Annotated in this window: 21 protein-coding genes; 10 read left to right on the top strand and 11 right to left on the bottom strand. The window is 42.8% G+C overall.

Features of this window, described 5'->3' with window-relative positions:
- Positions 1 to 48: 48 nt before the first annotated feature.
- Complete coding sequence (locus PNC201_RS21770; protein WP_102058415.1) at positions 49 to 2,814, bottom strand: methyl-accepting chemotaxis protein; 2,766 nt, start codon at positions 2,812 to 2,814, stop codon at positions 49 to 51.
- A 229-nt stretch (positions 2,815 to 3,043) separates the two neighbouring features.
- Here PNC201_RS21770 and PNC201_RS21765 point away from each other — a divergent pair, with 229 nt between their 5' ends.
- From PNC201_RS21765 to PNC201_RS21750, 4 genes are all read left to right on the top strand, one after another.
- Positions 3,044 to 4,156, top strand: coding sequence for a sensor histidine kinase (locus PNC201_RS21765; protein WP_039496529.1), 1,113 nt, complete (start codon positions 3,044 to 3,046; stop codon positions 4,154 to 4,156).
- Positions 4,149 to 4,775, top strand: coding sequence for a response regulator (locus PNC201_RS21760; RefSeq protein WP_102058414.1), 627 nt, complete (start codon positions 4,149 to 4,151; stop codon positions 4,773 to 4,775). The genes PNC201_RS21765 and PNC201_RS21760 overlap by 8 nt, the downstream gene beginning before the upstream one ends.
- A 39-nt stretch (positions 4,776 to 4,814) precedes the next feature.
- Positions 4,815 to 5,720 (top strand): histone deacetylase family protein, encoded by a 906-nt coding sequence (locus PNC201_RS21755; RefSeq protein ID WP_102058413.1) that lies wholly within the window; start codon positions 4,815 to 4,817, stop codon positions 5,718 to 5,720.
- Positions 5,721 to 5,955: 235 nt separating this feature from the next.
- Complete coding sequence (locus PNC201_RS21750; protein WP_102058412.1) at positions 5,956 to 6,537, top strand: hypothetical protein; 582 nt, start codon at positions 5,956 to 5,958, stop codon at positions 6,535 to 6,537.
- Between the two features lie 51 nt (positions 6,538 to 6,588).
- Here the strand turns inward: PNC201_RS21750 and PNC201_RS21745 are convergent, their stop codons facing one another.
- The gene (locus tag PNC201_RS21745; protein WP_102058411.1) at positions 6,589 to 7,314 is read right to left on the bottom strand and encodes a substrate-binding periplasmic protein; all 726 of its coding nucleotides are present in this window, start codon (positions 7,312 to 7,314) and stop codon (positions 6,589 to 6,591) included.
- Between the two features lie 89 nt (positions 7,315 to 7,403).
- Here PNC201_RS21745 and PNC201_RS21740 point away from each other — a divergent pair, with 89 nt between their 5' ends.
- On the top strand, positions 7,404 to 8,282 hold the full coding sequence (locus tag PNC201_RS21740) for a TPR end-of-group domain-containing protein (RefSeq protein ID WP_102058410.1): 879 nt from the start codon (positions 7,404 to 7,406) through the stop codon (positions 8,280 to 8,282).
- Here PNC201_RS21740 and PNC201_RS21735 read toward each other — a convergent pair.
- From PNC201_RS21735 to PNC201_RS21715, 5 genes are all read right to left on the bottom strand, one after another.
- A complete protein-coding gene (locus tag PNC201_RS21735) occupies positions 8,260 to 9,162 on the bottom strand; it encodes a hypothetical protein (RefSeq protein WP_199539711.1) in 903 nt (300 codons plus the stop codon). The genes PNC201_RS21740 and PNC201_RS21735 overlap by 23 nt on opposite strands.
- 4 nt (positions 9,163 to 9,166) lie before the next feature.
- The gene (locus PNC201_RS21730) at positions 9,167 to 9,907 is read right to left on the bottom strand and encodes a ferredoxin--NADP reductase (protein ID WP_102058408.1); all 741 of its coding nucleotides are present in this window, start codon (positions 9,905 to 9,907) and stop codon (positions 9,167 to 9,169) included.
- Positions 9,908 to 9,976: 69 nt separating this feature from the next.
- Positions 9,977 to 10,942, bottom strand: coding sequence for a hypothetical protein (locus PNC201_RS21725; protein WP_010603720.1), 966 nt, complete (start codon positions 10,940 to 10,942; stop codon positions 9,977 to 9,979).
- Positions 10,943 to 11,135: 193 nt separating this feature from the next.
- Entirely contained in the window at positions 11,136 to 11,837 is a 702-nt protein-coding gene (gene deoD, locus PNC201_RS21720) for a purine-nucleoside phosphorylase (protein WP_102058407.1), read from the bottom strand.
- Between the two features lie 14 nt (positions 11,838 to 11,851).
- Complete coding sequence (locus PNC201_RS21715) at positions 11,852 to 13,063, bottom strand: phosphopentomutase (protein ID WP_010603722.1); 1,212 nt, start codon at positions 13,061 to 13,063, stop codon at positions 11,852 to 11,854.
- A gap of 308 nt (positions 13,064 to 13,371) precedes the next feature.
- Here PNC201_RS21715 and udk point away from each other — a divergent pair, with 308 nt between their 5' ends.
- Together udk and PNC201_RS21705 are read left to right on the top strand one after the other, a co-directional pair.
- Entirely contained in the window at positions 13,372 to 14,001 is a 630-nt protein-coding gene (gene udk / locus PNC201_RS21710) for a uridine kinase (RefSeq protein WP_010603723.1), read from the top strand.
- Positions 14,002 to 14,013: 12 nt separating this feature from the next.
- The gene (locus tag PNC201_RS21705; protein WP_010369948.1) at positions 14,014 to 15,237 is read left to right on the top strand and encodes a NupC/NupG family nucleoside CNT transporter; all 1,224 of its coding nucleotides are present in this window, start codon (positions 14,014 to 14,016) and stop codon (positions 15,235 to 15,237) included.
- Between the two features lie 171 nt (positions 15,238 to 15,408).
- Here PNC201_RS21705 and PNC201_RS21700 read toward each other — a convergent pair whose 3' ends face one another.
- On the bottom strand, positions 15,409 to 16,293 hold the full coding sequence (locus tag PNC201_RS21700; protein WP_010603724.1) for a DMT family transporter: 885 nt from the start codon (positions 16,291 to 16,293) through the stop codon (positions 15,409 to 15,411).
- A gap of 140 nt (positions 16,294 to 16,433) precedes the next feature.
- On the opposite strand from PNC201_RS21700, the gene PNC201_RS21695 reads away from it, so the two are divergent.
- Entirely contained in the window at positions 16,434 to 17,423 is a 990-nt protein-coding gene (locus tag PNC201_RS21695) for a WD40 repeat domain-containing protein (protein ID WP_102058406.1), read from the top strand.
- A gap of 50 nt (positions 17,424 to 17,473) precedes the next feature.
- Positions 17,474 to 18,232 carry a DUF3667 domain-containing protein gene (locus tag PNC201_RS21690; RefSeq protein WP_233525267.1) on the top strand — a complete coding sequence of 253 codons (759 nt, stop codon included), beginning with the start codon at positions 17,474 to 17,476 and terminating at the stop codon, positions 18,230 to 18,232.
- A gap of 65 nt (positions 18,233 to 18,297) precedes the next feature.
- Here the strand turns inward: PNC201_RS21690 and PNC201_RS21685 are convergent, their stop codons facing one another.
- The 3 genes from PNC201_RS21685 to PNC201_RS21675 form a co-directional block, all read right to left on the bottom strand.
- The gene (locus PNC201_RS21685; RefSeq protein ID WP_010369956.1) at positions 18,298 to 18,549 is read right to left on the bottom strand and encodes a DUF2999 family protein; all 252 of its coding nucleotides are present in this window, start codon (positions 18,547 to 18,549) and stop codon (positions 18,298 to 18,300) included.
- Positions 18,550 to 18,557: 8 nt separating this feature from the next.
- On the bottom strand, positions 18,558 to 19,757 hold the full coding sequence (locus tag PNC201_RS21680) for an RsmB/NOP family class I SAM-dependent RNA methyltransferase (protein WP_102058405.1): 1,200 nt from the start codon (positions 19,755 to 19,757) through the stop codon (positions 18,558 to 18,560).
- A gap of 154 nt (positions 19,758 to 19,911) precedes the next feature.
- Entirely contained in the window at positions 19,912 to 21,465 is a 1,554-nt protein-coding gene (locus tag PNC201_RS21675) for a hypothetical protein (RefSeq protein WP_102058404.1), read from the bottom strand.
- A gap of 337 nt (positions 21,466 to 21,802) precedes the next feature.
- Here PNC201_RS21675 and PNC201_RS23760 point away from each other — a divergent pair, with 337 nt between their 5' ends.
- Positions 21,803 to 22,075 (top strand): ISAs1 family transposase, encoded by a 273-nt coding sequence (locus PNC201_RS23760; protein ID WP_158299157.1) that lies wholly within the window; start codon positions 21,803 to 21,805, stop codon positions 22,073 to 22,075.
- The last annotated feature ends 193 nt before the right edge of the window (positions 22,076 to 22,268 follow it).

Raw genomic sequence — 22,268 nt, 5'->3', positions numbered from 1 at the left:
TGTTCCTAAAAACAATAAAGGTCAGCAGGCCCTAGATTTTGCTGACCTTTAGCTCACCACTTTCATCAACTCCGCTTTAGTCTTGCCGATATCAAACTGCTCAACCATCTCTCGCAATTCATTGGCTTTACTCAACAACGACAGCCCCGATGCATTCGTCATCTCTACCAAAGTATTGTTTTGCTGCGTAATACCATCAATTTGTTTAATCGCTAGATTAATTTGCTCAATACCACTCGATTGCGTATTGCAAGCCTCAGCGATCGTTTGCACTTGCGATGCAAGCCCATATACACTTTCCACAATGGTTTTTAGCGTTTCACCGGATTCTGAAGCCAGCTTAGACCCTTGCTTCACTTTGACGTTACTGCTTCCCAACAGCTCAGAGATATCCTTTGAGGCACTTGCACTACGCAGCGCTAAATTTCTTACTTCTGAGGCAACGACCGCAAAACCTTTTCCTTTTTCTCCCGCTCGTGCAGCTTCAACAGAGGCGTTCAGTGCTAATAAGTTAGTTTGAAATGCAATGGAATCAATAACCTCAATGACTGTGAGTATTTCTTTGGCACTCTTACTAATCTCGGTCATTGCCTCAATCGTTGACTCAACAACCTTTCCACCTTGCTGTGCTTGCTGGTTAACTTCTATAGCCAACTGATTAGCAGATTGCGCATTATTGGCGTTTGAGTGCACGGTTTCGGTGATTTCACCGACTGATACTCGTGTTTCTTCAATAGATGCGGCTTGAGAAGAGGACCGTTCACTTAACTCTTCAATACCTGTGGTGATCTGCTGTACCGAGACAGTGATGGATTCCGCCATGGCCAGCAGCTTTTGCATCATATTGGCTAAGTTGCCAACGCTGGTATTCACAGATTGTTTCAACAGCGCAAAATCACCTGCATAGCTTTTTTCAACTTGGCGAGTTAAATTGCCTTGAGATAGCCCATCCATCACATTCATGCACTCCTTAAGCGGCGCTTCTATCGAGTCCAGCGTTTCATTCATGGCTGTGATTATACTGGCATATGCGCCGTGGTGTTTACTGGCATCAGCTCTATGTTGTAAGTCTCCCTCACTGGCCGCTTCAGCAAGCTTTTCGGCATCGATTAGCATCAATTTTATCGCACCAACACAAGCGAAGAGGCTTTGATAGATGCTATCAAATTCTCCTTTATAACCATCATTTGTGAAGGCGGGTAACTCTCCTTTTGCGATACTTTCTAGATATCCGCTTGTAAGTGCAACGGGTTTAGAGACCGCGTCAAGTGTTTCATTAACACCACGAATGATTTTTCGAAATTCACCTTGGTGTTTAGCCTCATCCGCCCGAGTAGAAAGCCTCCCCTCTCCTGCAGCGGCAACTAAACTGTAAGTATCTTCAATAAGTAACGAAAGCGAAGACGTGGCACGTTGTAAGGCCATATGTATTTGCGCAAATTCGCCCTTAAACTCACCGTTAATCTGCTCAGGAATTTCTCCTTTTGAAAGCGAAGTAAGATATTGTTTTGTTTGACTAATAGGTTGCTCAACAGCATCAAGTAGTTTGTTAAGTCCGCTGGCTATTAATTTCATGGAGCCAACGTATCCCTCAAGGTTTAGACGTTCACTTAGTTTGCCATCGGAAGCTGATTGAATGAGCTGTTCAACCTGTTGCTCCGCACGTCTTGTCTGACTTAAATCCTTAAATTCAAATACCGTACCTAACACCCTACCATTTTGATCGGAAACCGGGTTGGCGGTTGCCGCAATGATTATGTCACCTACGCACCACTCCCACTCTAACTGGCGTACTAATTGACCCGAGGCTTGGTGTAGTGCTTTAGAGCTGTGAAGTAAAGCTTCGGGAATTGGATGATTAACAATTTCAGCAGGCACGCTTAGCGCGGTGCGGTAACGATCAAACAAAGACTCACATTGTGCGTTTACGTAGATCACTTGATTACTGTCATCACATAAAAGCACGGGCGCGGCCACGTTATTTAGCGCATAACGGATCCGTAAGTTTTCTTTTGCTTGTAGCTCTAGCTTTTGGGTCGCATCAAGTAAGCTAGTTTGCATTTGCCGTAGATTTGTCAGTAAGTTACCTATTTCATCGTCACTGTGTACAACGACTTTGTTGTCTAATCGACCACTCGCAATTGCCTTTGCCACATCAGATGCACGGCGGATTGGACGAGTGATTAAATGCTGCATATACCAAGTCAGTAATCCTAAAGTCACAAGCGCAACAACGATGAGTCCTAGGGTACTAAAAAAGATAAGTTGGTTTTTTGTTGCGACAATTTCACTCGTTCTCGTGTCTACTAACGCGTTAATTTGCTCATTAATTTCAAGTAGGTACACACTTGCTTGGCGGTCTATTCCACTCACAGAAGCATCAGCAAGGTTAATATCAAAGCCTGAACTTTTGAATAGATCCACCGCTTCACGATATTTTTGTCCTAAGGTGAGGTGCTCTTTTTGATATTCACGCAACTTATTTTCTAGGGTAGGTGGTAATGTATAGGCTGAAACAATTGAACTGAGTTGTTTTTGTACCTCAGCTTCTTTGGTTTCAAATCTTGACCAATATTTATTTAGCTGGGCAGGATCTCTTCCTCTAATGAGTACATTTTTCCACTCTTGTACTTGGGTTTTGAAATCATCGAGCACTATGTTTATTTGCTCGCGAGCAGCCAATTCATTGTCTATCATGTTGTCATACTGTTCCGCTACGCGTTTCATCACCAAAACAGTAACCATCGCCCCGATGAGCATTACCACTAAACCCGCTGTTACCGCAGAAATAAGTTTTGCCTTTACACTTTTCATTCTGAGTATCCCTAATTATGAAAAGATTGTTACATAAAGATAGAACAGGAATAGTGGTGCCACAAATCAATGCACTATTAAGGATGAAAAACCGTTATTGCACTTTGATTTACAATGTAAAACTTATGACATTCGTCATCATCACAGAGTCACAAATATCTGCTAGGATAGGTTCGCAAGAGAATAAAGGAATAATACCTGCAGAGCAGGTTTTTAGCGGAGTAAGTAGATGTCGGCGTTTTTTCGCTATCCGACGGCTTGGTTAGTAACAACCATTTTCACTTGGTTAGCCGTTGCAATACCAAGTTTGGTTTATGCTCAGCAAAAAGCACAATGGCTGCCTTGGGTACAGCATATCGGTGTTTTGATCCTCGTGCTTTTATGTATCAATGAATCCGAAAAATACTATGGCTACAAGGTTAGATATTCGATGCTGTTTGTATTGGCGCTTTTGATCCAGTCAATTAATCTTACCTCCCCCGCCGCAATTCATCTCATTTACAATGTAAAACTCGTTGGGATCCTTGCTTTTTATGTTCCTTTGAGCTTTGCGCTTGGATATATCCTAGTTACCTCTTGCTTGTATGTTGCGTCGCAATACTTTTTTTGGGGACATGGCTTTGAATATCTCAACGCAGTGTTATTTGCCTGTTTTCAGTTATTTGCGTACGTGGTGTGTAAAAGAATGCAAAAGGAACAAGAAGCCAAAGAAGCGCTACAACTCGCCCACAGTCAGCTATCTGCAACGCAGTCTCTGCTAAGCCAAAGTATTGCTAAACAAGAGCGGCTTCAATTAGCACGAGAGTTACATGACGACGTTGGACATCAAATAACCAGTCTGATTGTAAATTTAGATGTCGCAAGACGAACTGCAGCGGCACCATTGACCGAGCTATTAGATAGCTGCTATTTGCAAGCTAAAGACACCCTAAAATGTATTCGCGATTTAGTCAGCGACAAGCGTAGCAACGAGCATATCGATCTCCATGATGCTTTGCTGAGGCTTACTGAATCTATCCCTCGTCTTAACATTGAACTCGACTATGAACATCACCCATTACTCGAGAAACTAAGTTATGCCAATTGCATTCTAAAATGCTGCCAAGAGGCCATCACCAATACCTTGAAGCACGCCAAGGCGGATAAAATGCAAGTACGAGTGTATTGTCAACAAGGATTAAAAGTACAAATAAGCGATAACGGCATTACCTTAAATAGTATTCGATTTGGAAATGGTCTGGCTGGTATGCAGGAGCGGATCCAAGAACTCGGCGGCAGTCTTGATGTGTCAACTCATCAAGGCGTAACATTAACTATCCATTTTGGGACGACAAATGGCTAAAATATCAGTTTACCTAGTCGATGATCAGGCGCTTGTGCGCCAAGGTATGCAAGCACTGCTTTCGCTGAGTGGTGACATTATTTGTTCTGGAAGTTGTGGCAGCGGCAGTGAGTTCATTCAACAGGTTCAATTAAACCAAATTACAGCTGACATTGTACTTTTAGATATGCGGATGCCTGAGCTAGATGGTGTCGATGTGCTCACCGAGCTTTTGCCTTTGGCTATAAACTTTAAAGTCATTATCCTCACTACCTTCAACGATACTGCAAAGCTAAAATTAGCCCTAGAACTTGGTGCTAAAGGCTGCCTTCTTAAGGACGTGGACTTAGAAGAGCTAATTGATGCCGTTCGACAAGTCCATCAAGGTGAACTCATCATCCAAGACGAGCTTGCTGAGACCCTACTAAAACCTGACCCCACTTTAGATAAGCTCACCACACGAGAAAAGGATATTTTAAAACTAATCGCGAAAGGATATTCCAATAAGGAAATCGCCAACACATTATATAAAGCGGAAGGTACCATCCGTAACTCGGTTTCTTGCTTGCTAGCAAAACTACAAGTACGAGACAGAACACAAGCAACACTGAAAGCTAAAGCGCTCGGCTTCGGGGATTGATATTGCTACACTGCCATATCGCCATTTCCGGAGCCGTTTTTGAACAACCCAAATTTACCACTAGTTTATCACGCTAATTACTCATTCAATTTTGACCCAAAGCACCGCTTCGTGATGAGTAAATTTGCGCGTCTATACCAAGAAGTAGACGCATTAGGGCTCATTCACAACAATGTTTATAGCCCTGAACCCGGCGACCCATCGCCACTTGAAAGCGTGCACTGCGAGCAATATATTTGGGACTTATGGCGTAATCAACTCGACGCTAAAATGATGCGCCGTATAGGTCTACCTTGGTCAGAGCAGCTTATGGCACGTACTTTTACTGCGCCTCTTGGAACGCTAAAAACTGCAGAACTGGCGCTTAAACATGGTATTGCATGCCATTTAGCCGGTGGCACGCACCACGCACATTATGATTTTGGCTCTGGTTTTTGCATGGTAAACGATCTCGCCTTTACGGCCACACATCTGCTCGACAATAATCAGATCACCAATGCCTTAATCTTTGACTTGGATGTTCATCAAGGTGACGGCACCGCTGCCATGTTGAAGCACAACCCGTATGTTTATACCTGCTCAATCCACTGTGAGAAAAACTTCCCATTCCGTAAACATGCTAGCGATTTAGATATTGGCTTAGAAATAGGGATCAGTGACACACACTACCTCGAAATTGTTGCACATACGCTTGAGTCATTATTGATTGACCTAAATCCAGATATCGTGCTGTACGACGCTGGTGTCGATGTTTGGCAAGGTGATAACTTAGGTAAATTAGATATCTCATGGCTTGGCATTGCGAAACGAGATGCACTGGTGCTGACGTTATGTCAAAAGCATGGTGTCCCTGTCGCAACCGTGATTGGTGGCGGATACGATAAAGATCACCAAAGATTAGCAAAGCGCCACGCGATTGTAGTGCAACAAGCTGCAAAACTTTAAAAAATGATGATCTTTTTATTTTGCTCATTCGTTTATCATTATGAAGGGTTTGATTGGTGTAACACCTTTAGTTAATTTCCCCTTCACCATGGCACTGATTAGGCGCACCATGTGGTGCGCTTTTCTTCTTACTCTCCTAAAAAACACATTCATTAATATTTAAAAAACATTTAATTTACACGAACAGCTCTCCCTGTTAATGTACCCACTTCGCTAACTAAAACAAGGAATTAGTATGAAAACCAAACTTGCGATTATCGTTTCATTATTCGCTGCGAACTCAGCATACGCTAATGTGGAATTGTACTCAGGTGCAAATAACTGTGCTTTAGACACTAAACTAGAGGCTGCTGCTTTCACTAAACATGCAAATGCGGTTGGTAACTTAGAGGCGTTAACACAAAAACACAGCGAACAAGCGGGTGCCACGGGAAATGGCTACTTTATTTTCAATCCAGCCTACTTAAGAACTGATCGTTACTTCAACTGTAGCGTGCCGCTAAATGCCAATATTGGCCAATTTACGCTAACCGTTCATGGAACAACTAAAGGATTAACTGGTACTAATGCCTTCTGTTCGATTTCGAGAATACGTAAAGTAAGTGATGGCGGTATCGATAAATGGTTCAAGTTTGAAACTGGTAAAGCTTTTTATTGGACAGATATATCTGATCCAAACGTAGCAGAAGAGCAATTTGTTAGCTACACCACAATGTTAGACAATAACTACGAAAGTAGCGCTGTTTTGGATTTCAAGTGCAGAACAACGTGGGATAAAGGCAGCGTGGCAGTTGGTCAAATTGAGCTTAGCTACTAACATTGATTAGTACCCTAACACTCTGGGCAATCTTTCCCTGAGGATTGCCCATTATGATCCAACAAACTCTTGATTGTGCTTTGCCAGAGCACGCCTAATTCTCTCTATTAACATAGGTTCTGTATCCTTGCTAAATGCCATACAGCCACGCTGTTGAGTAGCTTTGGTTACTTCTATCAGAGGTACAACCTCATCATAATTGAGCCCGGCCGCCTTAAGTTCTTCACTCATGATATATTCCGTTGACATTACAAGATCTATCCGCCCTTTGAAAAAGAGTTTGTAAAAGCTTTTGGAGTCGGCGGCGACCATCAAATGATCTCCTTGAGTAAATCCGTGTTGAATCAAAAAATCATAATAGATATTGCCTTTTACTACTGCAGAAGTGTATTGCTTAGCATCTTCCAATGAAGCCACTTGAATATCTTTGCGCGTATTAAGCTTGAAGAAATACACGCCCACAGGGCGGATCAAAGGGCATGCCCATTCATAGTCAGTTTCACGCTCAGCGGTACGATAAATAGAGTAAATCATTGTATTTGGGCGCTCTTTGGCAATTTTCATTGCCCGTACCCAAGGGTAAACTTTTATCTCGTAGTCAACTTCAGCAGCAGCAAGCACTTCCCTTACCTTTTTTGTTGCTCTCCCAACAACCTCACCTTTGTCATTGGTGAAGTTGTACGGCTTCCACTCTTCGGTCACCACCAGTAGCTCTTTTGCAGAGGCACTCAAACTCGTTAAAGAGAGTATAATCAGGCTATAAATCGCTAATTTCATTACATAAGCCAATATTTCTTCTCCGCTTTTTGCAATTCTACCTTAACTCATGCACCATATTAAAAATATAAAGTTTCTAGAACATCAGTATGAAAAGCATAGTACTATTTATCCTACTCGTCGCTTGTAGTTTTACTAGCATGGCGAATGAACAAACAACGTCAAAAAAGCCGACAGAAAACCAACAACAACAGGCTTTGTCGCAATTACAAGAGCCCATGTATAGGCCCTTAATTGAGCGTTATATTCTTGATGAATTAAGAGCTGTTAGAGAAGATCAAATGCGCTTAAGAGCTGATATTGAAAAGAAAATCAGTCACTCTCAGCTAGATACTGCAGATCGCGCGATTACCTACACCACAGATACCATCAACAATGTGCTCTTTTTGATTACAGCGGCCGCGTCCATCTTAGTGGTTGTTGGTTGGACTTCTTTTAGAGATATTAAGAGTAAAGTAGAAGATATCGTTAGCCTGCGCGTTGGCACGATCACCGATGAATATGAAAAGCGCCTTCAGGTTATTGAAGAAAAATTACGCGAACGCTCTGAAGAAATCCTCAATAACCAGAAGAAAATATCCATAACGAATGAAGTACACTCTCTGTGGATGCGGGCAAATCTTGAGAGTGACATGAACTCTAAAATTGAGATCTACGATGAGATCCTAAATCGCAAACCTGAAGATGTCGAGGCGATTGCCTACAAAGCTGATGCTTTATTAGAGCTTGGTCAAACCAACACGGCAATTGCTTTGTGTAATCAAGCGCTAGAAATAGACAGTGACTATGGTTATGCCTATTGGCAACGAGCATGTGCTTACTCGATGCTTTACAAGCACGCAGATGCGATGGCCGACATCCGTATGGCTTTGGAATATGCGCCTAACTTAAAGAACGAGCTGCAACACGAGCCAGCGTTTGCGAGTCTTGCAGACAACCAAAGCTTTAACGAGCTGGTGAATAGTTAAGTTGTTTTAGCAGCTCGACTTGTAATTGAGAAATCGCGTCGAGCTGCTTTTTAGAGATAATCAACGGATTTTCAATTTGATGGATGGCGGCACCTTGTAAATTAAAGTGCTTTTTCAGCTCAGTCATCATCGTACTGTCGTAAAAAAGGGCAGCCAAAGAGCCATCTTCAAGCACCTGTGTTAAACCATACTCTAGGCGTTTATAAAGTTTAATATCTTCTTTGCGGACGTAGAAGTACACCATTGAAGGATAGAGCAACAGGTTCTTTTCGCCATAAGTCACTTGCTTGTTATCGAACGCCTTGAGCTCAGGTACTACTTCAATGACACCTCGAGGAAAGATCTTACCGGCACTATTTGCAAGCACTCGATAACTTGCCAAACCATCAACATATTTTTCTACCGTAAAGCCTGCCTTTTCAAAAATATGAACATCAGGCCAATCCTGCCCTAAAACAACGTTGAACTTTTGTAGCTCTGATAACGATAAATGCACATTAAGCTTGCCGCTGTCAGCCACATTCATAGCCAGTACTCTTATACCAAAGCTGCCAAACGCTATGGGAATGGCCACAGGCTTTGCCTGAGTGTCTCTAGCGGCTGTTGAAACCGTCCAAAACACATCGACATTGTGCTTTAGCAATTCTTTAAATTGTCGTGATTGATTAATTGGTAAATCAATCGGCTCTATCCAATACTCGCCATAACGTTCGCGTGACTTATCCAATGCTAACCGCAAGACTGACAAAAAATATTGGTTCTGCGGCGTGCCATTTTCTTCTGCTGCGTCCACGACCCTAATGACCTTAGGCTCTGCAGACACAGTGTTCGCGGTTACCAGCAGCAACAAGCACAAGAGATAAATAACACGAACTTGCATAGGTTCACCAATATTGCTCAACGGTGATCTGTCCAGGTTTGGCTCGCCTGTGGCGTTCATATCCCATACTCTGCAACTGAGCACTTAATTGTTTCACCATTTCGGGGTTACCACAGAGCATAAAATGGCTACTATCAGGAAACTGCTTATAGCCTAGGTGAGTTAATAATTGCTTATTTTCTATCAGTTCGGTGACACGGCCCTGACAACCGAGCTCTGGTTTTTGCCGTGTGACGAGCGGCACATAAGTAAAGCCGTCTCTTTGTTGTTGCAACTGCTCAAGCTCTTCACGGTAACACAAATCTGCATTTAGGCGTACACCATGAATAAGGATCACCCGCTTAACCTTCTGCCACACGTCACCTTCTCTGAGCATAGACAAAAATGGGCCAACCGCTGTACCTGTGCTTATCATCCAAAGCGTATCGCAAGGTGGTAGCTCATCTAGTGTAAAAAAACCGTTTGCTTGGTAAGTTACATCTAGCTCATCACCGACTTGTAGCTGATGTAAAGGCACAGAGAGGTTACCGTCGGGTACTTCGACTAACAATACTTCATGAATTGGTTCTGACGGCGGGTTTACAAAAGAATATGCTCGCGCGATGCGCTTTTCCCCTTGTTGCAAACTCAATTTAGTATATTGACCAGCCTTAAACGGTGCGATATCCGCTTCAAATTTGATACTAAATAATGTGGGCGTCCAATGTGTGATTTCGACGATTTCTCCTTTTACCCATTGCGACATTATTTCTCCAAAACTCACAAGCCGTATTTATTTAACGATAACATAACCATGGCAAAAAAATTGGCTTTGTCAAAGTTTCGGGCACCAGTGTTTTCCCAATTCAACAGGAAGCGGATCTCTGACGATGACCTGTGAAGTGACTTTCGGCAGCGACAGATTAAACTTGTCGATATGCGCATTCACCATGGACGCATATCCTGCATTCGCAGCGCCTAGCGAATAGGCTTTCATTGTTGTCGACACGGTTAAGGCTTGTTTGTTTTGCTCTAGCTGTTGTACCAGCTCCCGCAACCAACCAAGGTAAAGCTGATTATCTTCTATTAGGGCAGGTTCTGCTGCAATATTAGCAAGCGCTTTGCGATAGCTGGAGAAGTCTGAGTTAAGTACGTATATCCCAAGACTATTGATTGATACCTGCTTCACAGCTCTATAGTTTTCATCTTCTGCGTAATGGATCGCCGCATCAACAAAGTAGCTCAGCGCCTCATCGGTTTCGCCCATTGCAAATGTTGCATTGCCAAGCGCAGTTAACAGCCCTGCTTGCATAAAGCTTGGTAACATTTCTCTATCCACGCTTTTTAAGAGATTGTAGCCAATCGCGGGTTGTTCAAGGCGCGTGTACGCAATCGCGATGTTCACTTTAAGTGCAGACTTATGCTGGAAGCTGGCTGGAGCGTTCATTGCACATCGATAATGCCAGATAGCTTGTTCATTCTGGTTACGGCGACGATAGCCAACACCAATATTAGTCAGAATCTTCGCCCTGTCTTCGTCCGCCAAAGTCTTAAAGGGTGGTGCTTTAAGCGTATCTAGCGCTTTAATAAAAATGGCATTATTAAATGTACTGGCACTCGCTCTAATCGCAAGATAATGAAGTTGATATAAATCTTGAACTGGAAGATCCTCCCGAGCAATCGCGTTTTGGTATACCTTAAGCGCTTCATCTGGCGCGTTCTTAACCAGAGATTCAAATGCATCTAAGTCAACTTCGGCATTCGCCATCAACGCAAAAAAGCCCAGAGCAAGAATCGTCATCACCTAACACCAATACCTTATCATTAGAAAACTCTACCACCTTTGTGTAGTTTAAACTAGTCGAGGGAATTTTGGATGGACCAAGATCAAAAAAAAAGCCGCTTCAAGCGGCTTTTTTGGGTGTGATTCGCGTTGTTTTAGGCGTGTCTCCAAAACTCTGCGATTACGTTACCAAGGAACTTTTCAAATCGTATTAAATTGACTCTAGCGCAATTTTAACCATTTCATTGAACGTGCTTTGACGTTCTTCTGGTGGCGTTGCCTCACCAGTAATAACATGATCACTTACTGTGAATAGTGCCATCGCTTTTGCACCATATTCAGCCGCTACACCGTATAAACCAGCTGTTTCCATATCAACAGCCATTACGCCTAGCTTGTCTAATTCTCTATAAAATTCGCCATCGGCTTGATAGAAAGTATCTGTAGTGAAAACATTACCAACTTTTGCTTCAATACCTAAACGGCGAGCAGCGTTTACGCCATTTTCTAATAAACCAAAATCAGCAATTGCAGCGAAGTCATAGCCACGTACACGAGCACGATTCACATTTGAGTCTGTGCTTGCGCCTTGTGCAAAGATCACATCGCGGATCTTGATGTCTTGACTAATACCACCACATGTACCGATGCGGATCAGGTTCTTAACACCAAAGCTAACAATAAGCTCACGAGCGTAGATTGACATAGATGGAATACCCATGCCTGAACCCATGATGCTAACTGGCTTACCATTGTAAGTACCAGTAAAACCAAACATGTTGCGAACGTCAGTTACCTGACGAGCATCTTCCAAAAAGTTTTCTGCAATGTATTTTGCTCTTAGTGGATCGCCCGGCATTAATACCGTTTCTGCAAAATCACCTGGCTTTGCGCTAATGTGTGGAGTGCTCATATTGTTTCCTTTAGTTAGGCTTTTATCTCGGCCTTAAAGCCTTCACCGTACTGCGTTGCATCTAAATCAAACCACTGGGCAAGCGTTTGACCTATGTCAGCAAAACTTTGTCTTTCTCCTAACGGAGTATTGTTCATACCCGGTGTATACGCCAATACAGGCACGTACTCTCGCGTATGATCTGTGCCTTCTGCGGTTGGATCACAACCATGGTCGGCAGTCACTAAAAGCAAGTCATCAGCTTTTAGTTTGGCAATAATTTCCGGTAAAAATGCGTCAAACTCAGCAAGTGCTTCTGCATATCCCACTGCATTTCTGCGGTGACCAAACTTTTCATCGAAGTCGACTAAGTTGGTGAAGATAAGACTATGGTCTGGTGCTGTGTCCATCACTTCGCTTGTCTTTGCTAGCAGATTCAAAAGACCAGGCGCTTTGTGCTTTTGCGTGATCCCTTGATGCGCATAAATATCTGCAATTTTACCAATACTAATTACTTCGCCACCGTCATTGGCTAGCTTATCTAGCACAGTCGGCGAAGGCGGTAATACCGAATAGTCTCGACGGTTACCAGTACGAATAAAGTCGGCACTTGAAGTGCCTATAAATGGCCGCGCAATCACTCGTCCTATATTCATTTCATCAAGCAGTGCCCGTGCGATTTCACATACTTGATAAAGCTTGTCAAGTCCGAACGATTGTTCATGAGCGGCTATTTGAAAGACGCTATCAACTGAGGTGTAGCAAATCGGCTTGCCGCTTTGTACGTGTTCTTCACCCAGCTGTTCTAAAATCGTTGTGCCCGACGCGTAACAGTTACCCAAAATACCAGGGATGTCTGCACGTTTGCACAACTCATCTATAAATTCTTGTGGGAAGCATGGGTTAGTATTTGGGAAGTAACCCCACTCAAACAATACTGGCACCCCAGCCATTTCCCAGTGGCCAGACGGCGTGTCTTTACCACTCGATAATTCTTTTGCATATCCCCAAGCAGCACTTGGCTCTATGGTTTGCGCCACGGCGCAGGTTTCTTTACCTGCAGCTTCACATGCTGCAATAAGGCCTAGTTTAGAAAGATTAGGTAAGTCTAACGCTTGTCCTTTTTCTTCTTTATACGCCTGTAATAAATGAGCGAGAGTATTCGCGCCTACGTCACCAAACTTTTCTGCGTCCGGTGCTGCGCCAATGCCTAGGCTATCCGCCATTAAAATGATTGCTCTTGCCATAGATACCTCTCTATACTGCTCAGGCTGTTATTTATTCTTAAATACATGGTTACCTTAAGCGTTGGTTACTTTATGTTTGGTTAAAAAAATCGTACAGGACATAAGTCCGCTGTCATAAAATAGTCACAAAATTCACGAAAAGCTGCGATCTTGCTAATTTGGCTCTGTCGCCCTTAAGCGGACATAAGTCCTGTTTTGAGTCCGCTAAACCCGTTAAATTTGCTCATTAAGCGAGGCAAAAGAGATTAATCGTGTCTTTTTTGCTATTGTGATCTTCCAACATAAACAACTGCTGGGTGTGAACTTTAGTGACACGAACTATTATAGCCATAGCTGGCGCATCTGCGTCTGGTAAGTCTCTTTTTAGTCAAACGATCTACAACGAATTAGTGAATGAGCTTGCCTCAGGCACTATCGCGGTAATCGAAGAGGACGCCTATTATAAAGATCAATCGCATTTACCTATAGAGCATCGTACTCAAACGAATTATGATCATCCTGATGCGTTTGAACACGAGTTGTTACGCGAGCATTTAACTAAGCTTCGCCTAGGTGAATCCGTAGAGGTTCCTACCTACGATTACGGACAGCATACACGTAGTGATAAAACCCGAATAGTAAACCCTGCTAAGATACTAATCGTCGAGGGTATATTACTACTGAGCGATCCTGCATTAAGTGAAGAGTTTGATATCAAGGTGTTCATTGATACACCTTTGGATATTTGTTTGCTGCGTCGCATGCAAAGAGATATAGAGCACAGAGGAAGAAGTCTGTCATCTGTGGTAGAACAATATCAGGCGACGGTAAGACCGATGTTTTATCAGTTTATCGAGCCATCCAAGCATAATGCCGACTTGGTTGTGACCCGTGGCGGTATGAATCGCGTTGCGATTGATATTATTAAAAGTAAAATAAAATATTTGCTACAAGAATAACGGGAAATTGGCATGACAACAATTATGAGCTTAGTGGGCATGATGATGCTCCTAGGCGTAGCATTTGCGTGTTCGACAAATCGCAGTGCTATTAATAAGCGTACCGTAGGCGTTGCATTTTTACTGCAAGTCCTTATTGGTGGCTTTGTACTCTTTATTGAAGCGGGTAAAAATGTATTAGCTTCAATGTCTAGCGCGGTTGCCAAAGTGATTAGCTATGCTAATGACGGTATCGGTTTCTTGTTCGGGCCATTAGCCAAACAAGACTCGCTAGGGTTTATCTTTGCGATTCAGGTATTACCAGTGATCGTGTTCTTCTCAGCGCTCGTTGCTGTGTTGTATCACCTTGGTATTATGAACTGGATCATTAAAATTTTGGGTGGTGGCTTGCAAAAGTTACTACAAACGTCACGACCAGAGTCGCTTTCAGCTACGGCAAATATTTTTGTCGGCCAAACGGAAGCCCCTTTGATCGTAAAACCGTTTATTCCAAAAATGACGCAATCAGAGTTGTTTGCAGTTATGGTGGGCGGTTTGGCGACGGTGGCAGGCTCTGTTATGGCGGGCTATGTGGCGATTGGTGTTGAGCTTAAATACCTCATTGCCGCGAGCTTTATGGCAGCTCCTGGTGGTTTCTTAATGGCAAAAATGATTGTACCAGAAACCGAGAAGCCACACGAAAACCTATCTGATGTAGATAGTGGTGATGATAAACCAGTAAACGTAATTGATGCGGCAGCATCTGGTGCATCAAGCGGTATGCACTTGGCACTGAACGTAGGTGCAATGCTACTTGCGTTTGTGGCACTTATTGCGCTACTAAACGGTTTACTAGGCAGTATTGGTGGAATTTTTGATTACCCAACACTGACGCTACAAGAAATTTTAGGCTACGTCTTTGCCCCTGTTGCTTGGCTACTTGGGGTACCTTGGTCGGAAGCCGTGACGGCAGGTAGTTTTATCGGCCAAAAATTGGTAGTTAACGAGTTTGTTGCCTACCTAGATTATATGAATTATCGCGATACGTTGAGCACGCACACTCAAGCGATTGTCACATTTGCTTTATGTGGATTTGCTAACTTATCGTCGATTGCCATCTTACTAGGCGGACTTGGTGGTATGGCCCCAAGTCGTAGAAAGGATATCGCTCGCCTAGGGCTCAGAGCAGTGTTAGCAGGGTCTATGGCTAACCTCATGAGTGCAGCAATTGCAGGTTTCTTCCTCTCGCTAGCTTAGAAACTTATTGAGATAAGCCGCAGTTGCAAAACAATTGGTTGGTTGCTTTAAGGGGTTAAAGTGACCACACTAACTTGAACGATACTTCACCAAAGGGCCTTTTAGGCCCTTTTATCGTTTCTGAGAAACACTTTTTTGACAGCACCATGTTGAGGGGCCGTCACTTCTCACCTACAGCTCCTTCATCGCTTTTGGTGGGAATATCTTTTCTTGTAACCCAGTTACTAAACTGACTCCAAGCAAAACTAAAATACTACCAAGGATTGTGTTAGCACCGATTTGCTCTTGTAAAAAGAGATGCCCCCATAAAATCCCAAACACAGGAATTAAAAAGGTAACAGATAAAGCAGACGCCGCGCCGAGATCTTCGACTAACTTAAAATAGAGAATATAGGCAACGCCCGTACATAATATGCCAAGTCCAACTACCGCACTTATCACTGTAGAGTCAGGCGTTTCTCTCATTGGCATAAACCAAATAAAAGGCAATACCAATAGCGCAGAGCCCCATAAGTTCCCATGGGCATGATTGAATGCGCTCATTTTTGGTGCCGTTTTGGTGTAATGAGAGGCCACCGCATAGCTCAGAGTCGCACACAGGGTTGCAATAATAGGTAACCATGCACCCTCGTCCAATACAGTGCTATCCAACCCGACTAGTGTGATAACACCTGCAATCCCAAATCCACATCCTAGCCACACCGACTTTTGAGTCGGCACTTTTAACCAAAACACACTGATTAACACCCCCCAAAATGGTGCGGTTGAATTTAAAATTGAGAGCATAGAAGCATCAAGCGTTTGCACGGCATAAGCGAATAACATAAAAGGTAACGCTGAGTTAAACAGTCCGAGGATTAAAAAGTGCTTTTTGTACTGCCAAAAATGTAAATTACGCTTTAGTACTAAAGCAACCGCGGCGAGCGTTAACGCACCAAATAAGACTCGAAATTCAATGAGTACAGCAGGACCAAGGACACCGGCAGCCACCTTCATAAATAAAAATGAGCCACCCCAAATTGCGGCAAGTAACACTAAACCAAGAAACCCTTTCACTCCATACTCCAAGGTTAATATTAATGGAGCTTTACCTTACGCCGATATATAAATACAGCACAAGCCATTTTTGGTATTGTCATTAGGATGTGTTTAACTTTCTTTGAGAAAGAGGGAAAGGCTAAAACTTAAGGTACAGAATGAGACTCGCGTTTTACTCAATGATAGTCGCTTTGCTTCTCCTCGCCGGGTGCAGCAAAAGGCAAACTTTAGCGCCAGCAGAGCAAATACAATTAACTCAGTTGCCGGTTAGTCTCGCACAACTTTCAAGTGACGCGGCGCTAACCTTACTACTCATTGACGATCATTTACTACAAGTATGGGATAACCAAAGCCAACAGCTCATTAAAGAAATTGAAGGAAGTAAATACCAACTTACTTTTCGTAACGCTTTAATAGCGCCGAGCAAGCGCAGTATTCTGAGTATTTCTGACACCCAACTCAACATCTGGCAATTGCACTCAAACGAAGTTGCCAGTTATCCATTACCTGAGTTTGACTCGTTCATTCGCGTTACCAAGGCCCTGTGGTCCAGTAACGAGCAGCTTATCGTCCTTGGCTACAATGACGGCAGCGTACTACTTTTGAGTTTAGACGAGCGGATTATCACCAGAATAAACCTTCATGAAAGTAGCATTACACATTTGATTTTTAACCGGAGTTTAACCTCGCTCTACTCGGCCTCTTTAGACGGTCACGCCAAAAGGCTTGAGTTACAGAGTAAAGAAATCACCGTAGATTATAAGCTGCCTCATCGTATTACCAGTTTGGCATTATCACAAAATGAAAACTGGCTGTTCGTATCTGACGCCCTGCAGGACCAAAAATTCATTGATACGCGCACAGGTCAAGCAGTGTTATCTCTATCCTATCCTCAGCGCTTCAAGTTTTTTCGAAGTGCGCAATTCATCGCTGACGACAAGTTTCTGCTAACCACCTCTTCCAAGGAATATATTTCGCTATGGGAATTAACGTCGGGAAAAGAAATTGTAAGCTGGCCAATAGCACAACTGAATTTGGGCAGCACCGTTTATGATGTACACATCTCCGATAGTAATGTGCTTACGACGATAAGTTCTGATGGGGTACTGGAAAAGTGGGCCTTAACACCTATATTGTTTGATTATTAGAGACAAAAAAAGGTAGCATTCATCGATATTAAAAAATAATAAATACATCTATGGATCACGCAAATTTTGACAATCAATCGCACTGTTTAAATTGTCACACTCAACTTGTTGGCGAGTACTGCTCAGGTTGTGGACAGAAAAAAGCATCGAGACTGACCTTTAAACACTTACGCATTTTGCTTCAAAGCGCACTGCTTGAACTCGAATCCCCTTTTTTTAAATTACTGTTTGGATTATTACTTCGACCTTTTAAGACCATTCTTGGATACTTGAATGGACAGAGAAGTCGCTTTGGTAATCCCTTCAAGTTTAGTTTTATTCTACTCACCGTGATCGTGCTTGCCTCGCATCTACTTGAAATCAGCTTCATATCCAGCAGTCAACTTTTGGAAGCGAAAGAGCAGCTCAAATGGCAATCTGAAATCGCACTATATGAAGCAACGCACATTTATCGCGTCTTTATCCTGGCATTTTTACTCGGATTAGCCTCTAAGCTAGTGTATCGCTCTGTGCCCTACACAATGCTGGAGTACACTATAGGACACCTGCTTATTCTAACCCTAAGCATACTGATATTCTCAATTCCACTAATGCTTGGTATCTTCGGCGAGCAGCTTTACGCAATTTTTTCGCTCTTATTTTCTGGTTTGTACAGCATAATACTTAACTATAAAATGGCGGAAAATGAGCTAATAAAGTGGAAAAATTGGGGTAAGGCAATACTTGCCTACGCGATAGGCTCGACACTATTTTCTGCAATTCTTACATTTTTATTTGGGGTATACAGTGGTTTTACTCACAAGATTTGACCTGTATGTGAGTTATTTAGCTAGGGCTAGACAAGCCTGAGTTTGTCTAGCCCTAGCCATTAATGTTACTGTTTTAGCTGTGCTTTTGCAGCCTCAACCTTTTCAAAATCAAGACCTAATTCGTTAACTGCTTCTTTGATCAATGCAGGATTTTGCATTACCAAGCCCATCAACTGTTGAAGCTTTTCGGGTGGAATTCCTAGTTGCTGAATAGTCGCCATCGCCATCATTGGATTTTCAGTCAGCTGGGTAAATACCGCTTGGATCTGTTCATCCGAAATATTGTGCTCTTTAAGTAATGCAATGATTGGGTTCATCTTGTTTCCTAACTATTTTTTACTAATCGTGCGGCGTAAAAACCGTCAAATTCTGAATTTACTCCTGGAAGTAAACGTAGTGAGTCTTCTAACTGCCAATTGGGGTTATTTGCCAAAAAGCGTTCAACCTGCTGCTCATTTTCAGAAGGAAGAATTGAACAAGTTGCATACACCAGTTTGCCGCCCACCTTACACATTTGACTGTAACGCGCTAGAATATCGGTTTGCAAAGCAATAAGTGTGTCTAAATTTTGCGAATTCAAGTGCCACTTTGCATCTGGATTACGCTTTAATACACCAAGACCTGAACACGGCACATCTAATAGCACGCGATCAAACTTCTCTTTTTGGCGCTTAATGGTTTTATTGTTTTGAATAACGCGCGTTTCAGCAACATGCACACCAGCACGTTTCGCTCGTTGTTTCAGCGTTTCAAGCTTATGTTCATGGATATCCATAGACAACAAGCGACCTTTATTCTCCATTAGCGCCGCTATATGCAAACTCTTACCACCAGCGCCTGCACAGGCATCAACCACTTTATGGCCAGGCTGTATTTCTAAAAAAGGCACGATTTGCTGAGAACCAGCATCTTGCATTTCAAACCAACCCGCCTGAAAGGCTTGAGAGCGAAACAGATGGCTATTGGACTCAACTTTTAGCGCAACGTGAGAGTCAAGCGCCACGTGTGAAACCTTGATCCCTTCTTTTGCTAAGGACTCTGTCACAGTCGCAATATCACTTTTTAGGCTATTGACTCGCAAATATTGTTGAGCACTTTGATTTAGCGCGGATGCAACCGCTGGCCACTGCTCACCCAGTTGCTCATGCGCAACCTCGTTTAACCAATCAGGTAAAGATAAACGAACGGCTTGAGGCGCCTGCTCAATTAAGCTTTGCAGCTTTTCCAGATTATATCGCTCGGTATCCACCCACTCTGGAAGCGGCTGCGCTGTAACAACTTGGCAAGTTAACCAGTAACCAAAGCCATCTAGCGGCATTTCTTCATGCTCAAGTAAGTAAGCCAGTAACCGCTTAAAGCGAAAGATATGGTAATAGTTACTTACCACATATTGCCTTTCATCAAGGCTCCACTGAGGGTTATTCTGTAGCAGTTGAGTTAATGCTTTATCGGCATGAAGAGAAGTATCTAGTACATGTTCAATGCACTCAGACAGAGTTTGAACTAACGAGCGAGTTACAGACACAATATGGTCTCGATTATTGCTAAAACACTATTTTAGCGCGCATACCAAGGGGCTTCAATTGGAGTTTATGATATTAGCTAAAATTAAGGTAATGAATCGAAGCACACAACAATATGCGACTTCGATTCATTTTTACATTATTACAGCCAGTCGATTATCGGCTTAAATATCCAATACGGTTGAGCTCATCAGCTCGGTGACGCAATGGGTCCTGAATACGACACATCCCCTGCCCTTGTTCAATAAACTTAGCGAGCGTCTCGTTTCCTTGATAGCCACCAGAATCATTACAAGAGTCTGGTAGTAGTCTTGTTTTTAGCTCCTGAGGGTCAAAGGTGCTCACACCCGTTTCAGTAGCAAGCTTTACCTGCTCATTTATCGCGTATGATGTTGCAACTGGTGTTGTCCAAGAGGAGCCATACAAGGCTTGCTCTACACCATAGCGCATACCAAGTACATCAGGTTCCATTTTAGGCGTACTATTTTTTGCCGTGCTGTCGTATGGGTCATAGCCGACATTAATATACAAATCTATGCTTTCATTGCCCACAAAACTGTCTGGCTGCTCTATATAAACCTGTTGCCACTCAGACTTTCCAAATGGCTGGATAGTCGTGTTTTTTGCTAAAGTCGAATACTGATATACCCGAACTCGATTGCTAAACGGCATGAGATCCAAGTCATCCTTGCTTGTCACAGCATCAGTATTACCAGCATGAAATGCAAGCGCTTTGGGAGAGCTAAATATTGCCTCATAAACAGGCTTCAAAGCATATAAAAATTCAGTAGCTTTTGCGCTATTCAGCTCTCCCGCACACGCATTCTGCTCCCATGCGATATACACATCTTGCAGCGTAAAGCCACCCGAATAGTTAATAAATTCAACTTCGTTTGCTTCAATAATATCCGCCGTCAGCGAGCTTGCGGCACTTGCCATGTAACTGGAAAACTCGCCAATATCTTGCGCACAGAGCGCGTTTTTATGCTGAATAAAAGGTGAGAAAGACTCGGTATCAATAACAACAAACTCTGCCTCAGGGTTATGCTGAGCAAGATAACCAAATACCTTAGTGCCATGACTATTAAAATTACGCTTCGTGACTCTATCTGCTTTATCTGCAGGCACTACTGCCCTATATTTAATAGCGAGATCAGATAACCACGCGGCGGGTAGAAATGCAGGCTGCGGAGAGTCAAATTTTTCATTCGTAAAGGTAAACCGATTGACCTCTGTTAAAAGTTTAACTCCCAGCTTTGAAAGGTTTACCTCTGGGTTATCCGCGATAAAAGTTTTGGATTGAGGGTCATATTTAAACGCAGCCTTGACTCGAGAGCGGTATCTAAGCGCCGTATGAAAGTCCATTCCATAATCTAAAACTAGCAATGTTTGCGATGACTTTGTCCGAGATTGGTCAAACACTCCATCATTAAACTTTACATTAACGATATCGCACATTTCATGGGTCGCTGTCGTATCCGTACAGTCTATACCCTGCGAGGTTATGAACTCAATTGCATCAGAGACGTACTGTTTGCCCTGCTGTTCAATTGCGTCCATAAACACACTGGGATCGGGCTCAACTATAACTGGATCTGGTGGCGGTTTAATTGGATCCGGTATAGGATCATTTGAATCACTCCCTCCACCGCAACCAAAAACAAATAACAAAGACGAAACGGCAAATAAAGTACCTGTTCTTTTAACCATAAAACCTATCCTTAGAATGGTGCTCGATACATTATATTTTGCCTACCAAGCAAAATATTCAACCATAACAAATTAACAAAAATTTTCTTAGAGACTATATCATGGATTGTCAAACAGGCACTATAACGTAACAAATTAGTACAAAGTCCTAATTAGCTACTCAGGACGGGAGCGAACTGTAAATTGACGAGTATTGGGCTTTTATGATCTGATTGAGCATTGCAATTTTTTAGGTCGTTACAATGAGCATCATTGCACATTTAAGCTGGATTGAAGACCCTAGAACTGATGTTAATATTAAAGAACCTGATGTAATGGTCTTGTCGACATATTAACTTTGATTGCCATATTTAGTGGCGCTGACGGATGGAAATCAATTCAAAAGTTTGGTGAGCTGCAACTGGATTGGCTAAGGCATCATTGTTCCTTTGAAAATGACATTCCAAAACGTCATTGTGTTGCTAATATAATCAGAGCATTAGATGCAGATACTTTACTCGAGGCACTGTTAAAATGGATTAATTCTCGTCGAGAAGCACCTCAAAAGCCACACATAGCAATTGATAGATGCTTCGAGGATGCTGGAAAGACAATGTGTACAATGCGCTAAATGTGGTTAGTGCATTTGATGTTGATAATGGGCTAGCCTTATTTCAACAAGTTGCGCAACATCAAGGTAAAAAGACCGTTTAGCTGCGAAACGAAGAAGAACAGATTGGAAAGGTGATTTTAGGACGGAGTACTCTTTGGTTAATCTGTGAGCAAAAGGGAATCCCATCCTAGCACCTTAGCCACAACGAAGT

Source organism: Pseudoalteromonas sp. NC201, assembly GCF_002850255.1.
Classification (GTDB): Bacteria; Pseudomonadota; Gammaproteobacteria; order Enterobacterales; family Alteromonadaceae; genus Pseudoalteromonas.
The sequence above is the reverse complement of the archived record's forward strand: the minus strand, read 5'-3'. Positions and strand labels throughout refer to the sequence as shown.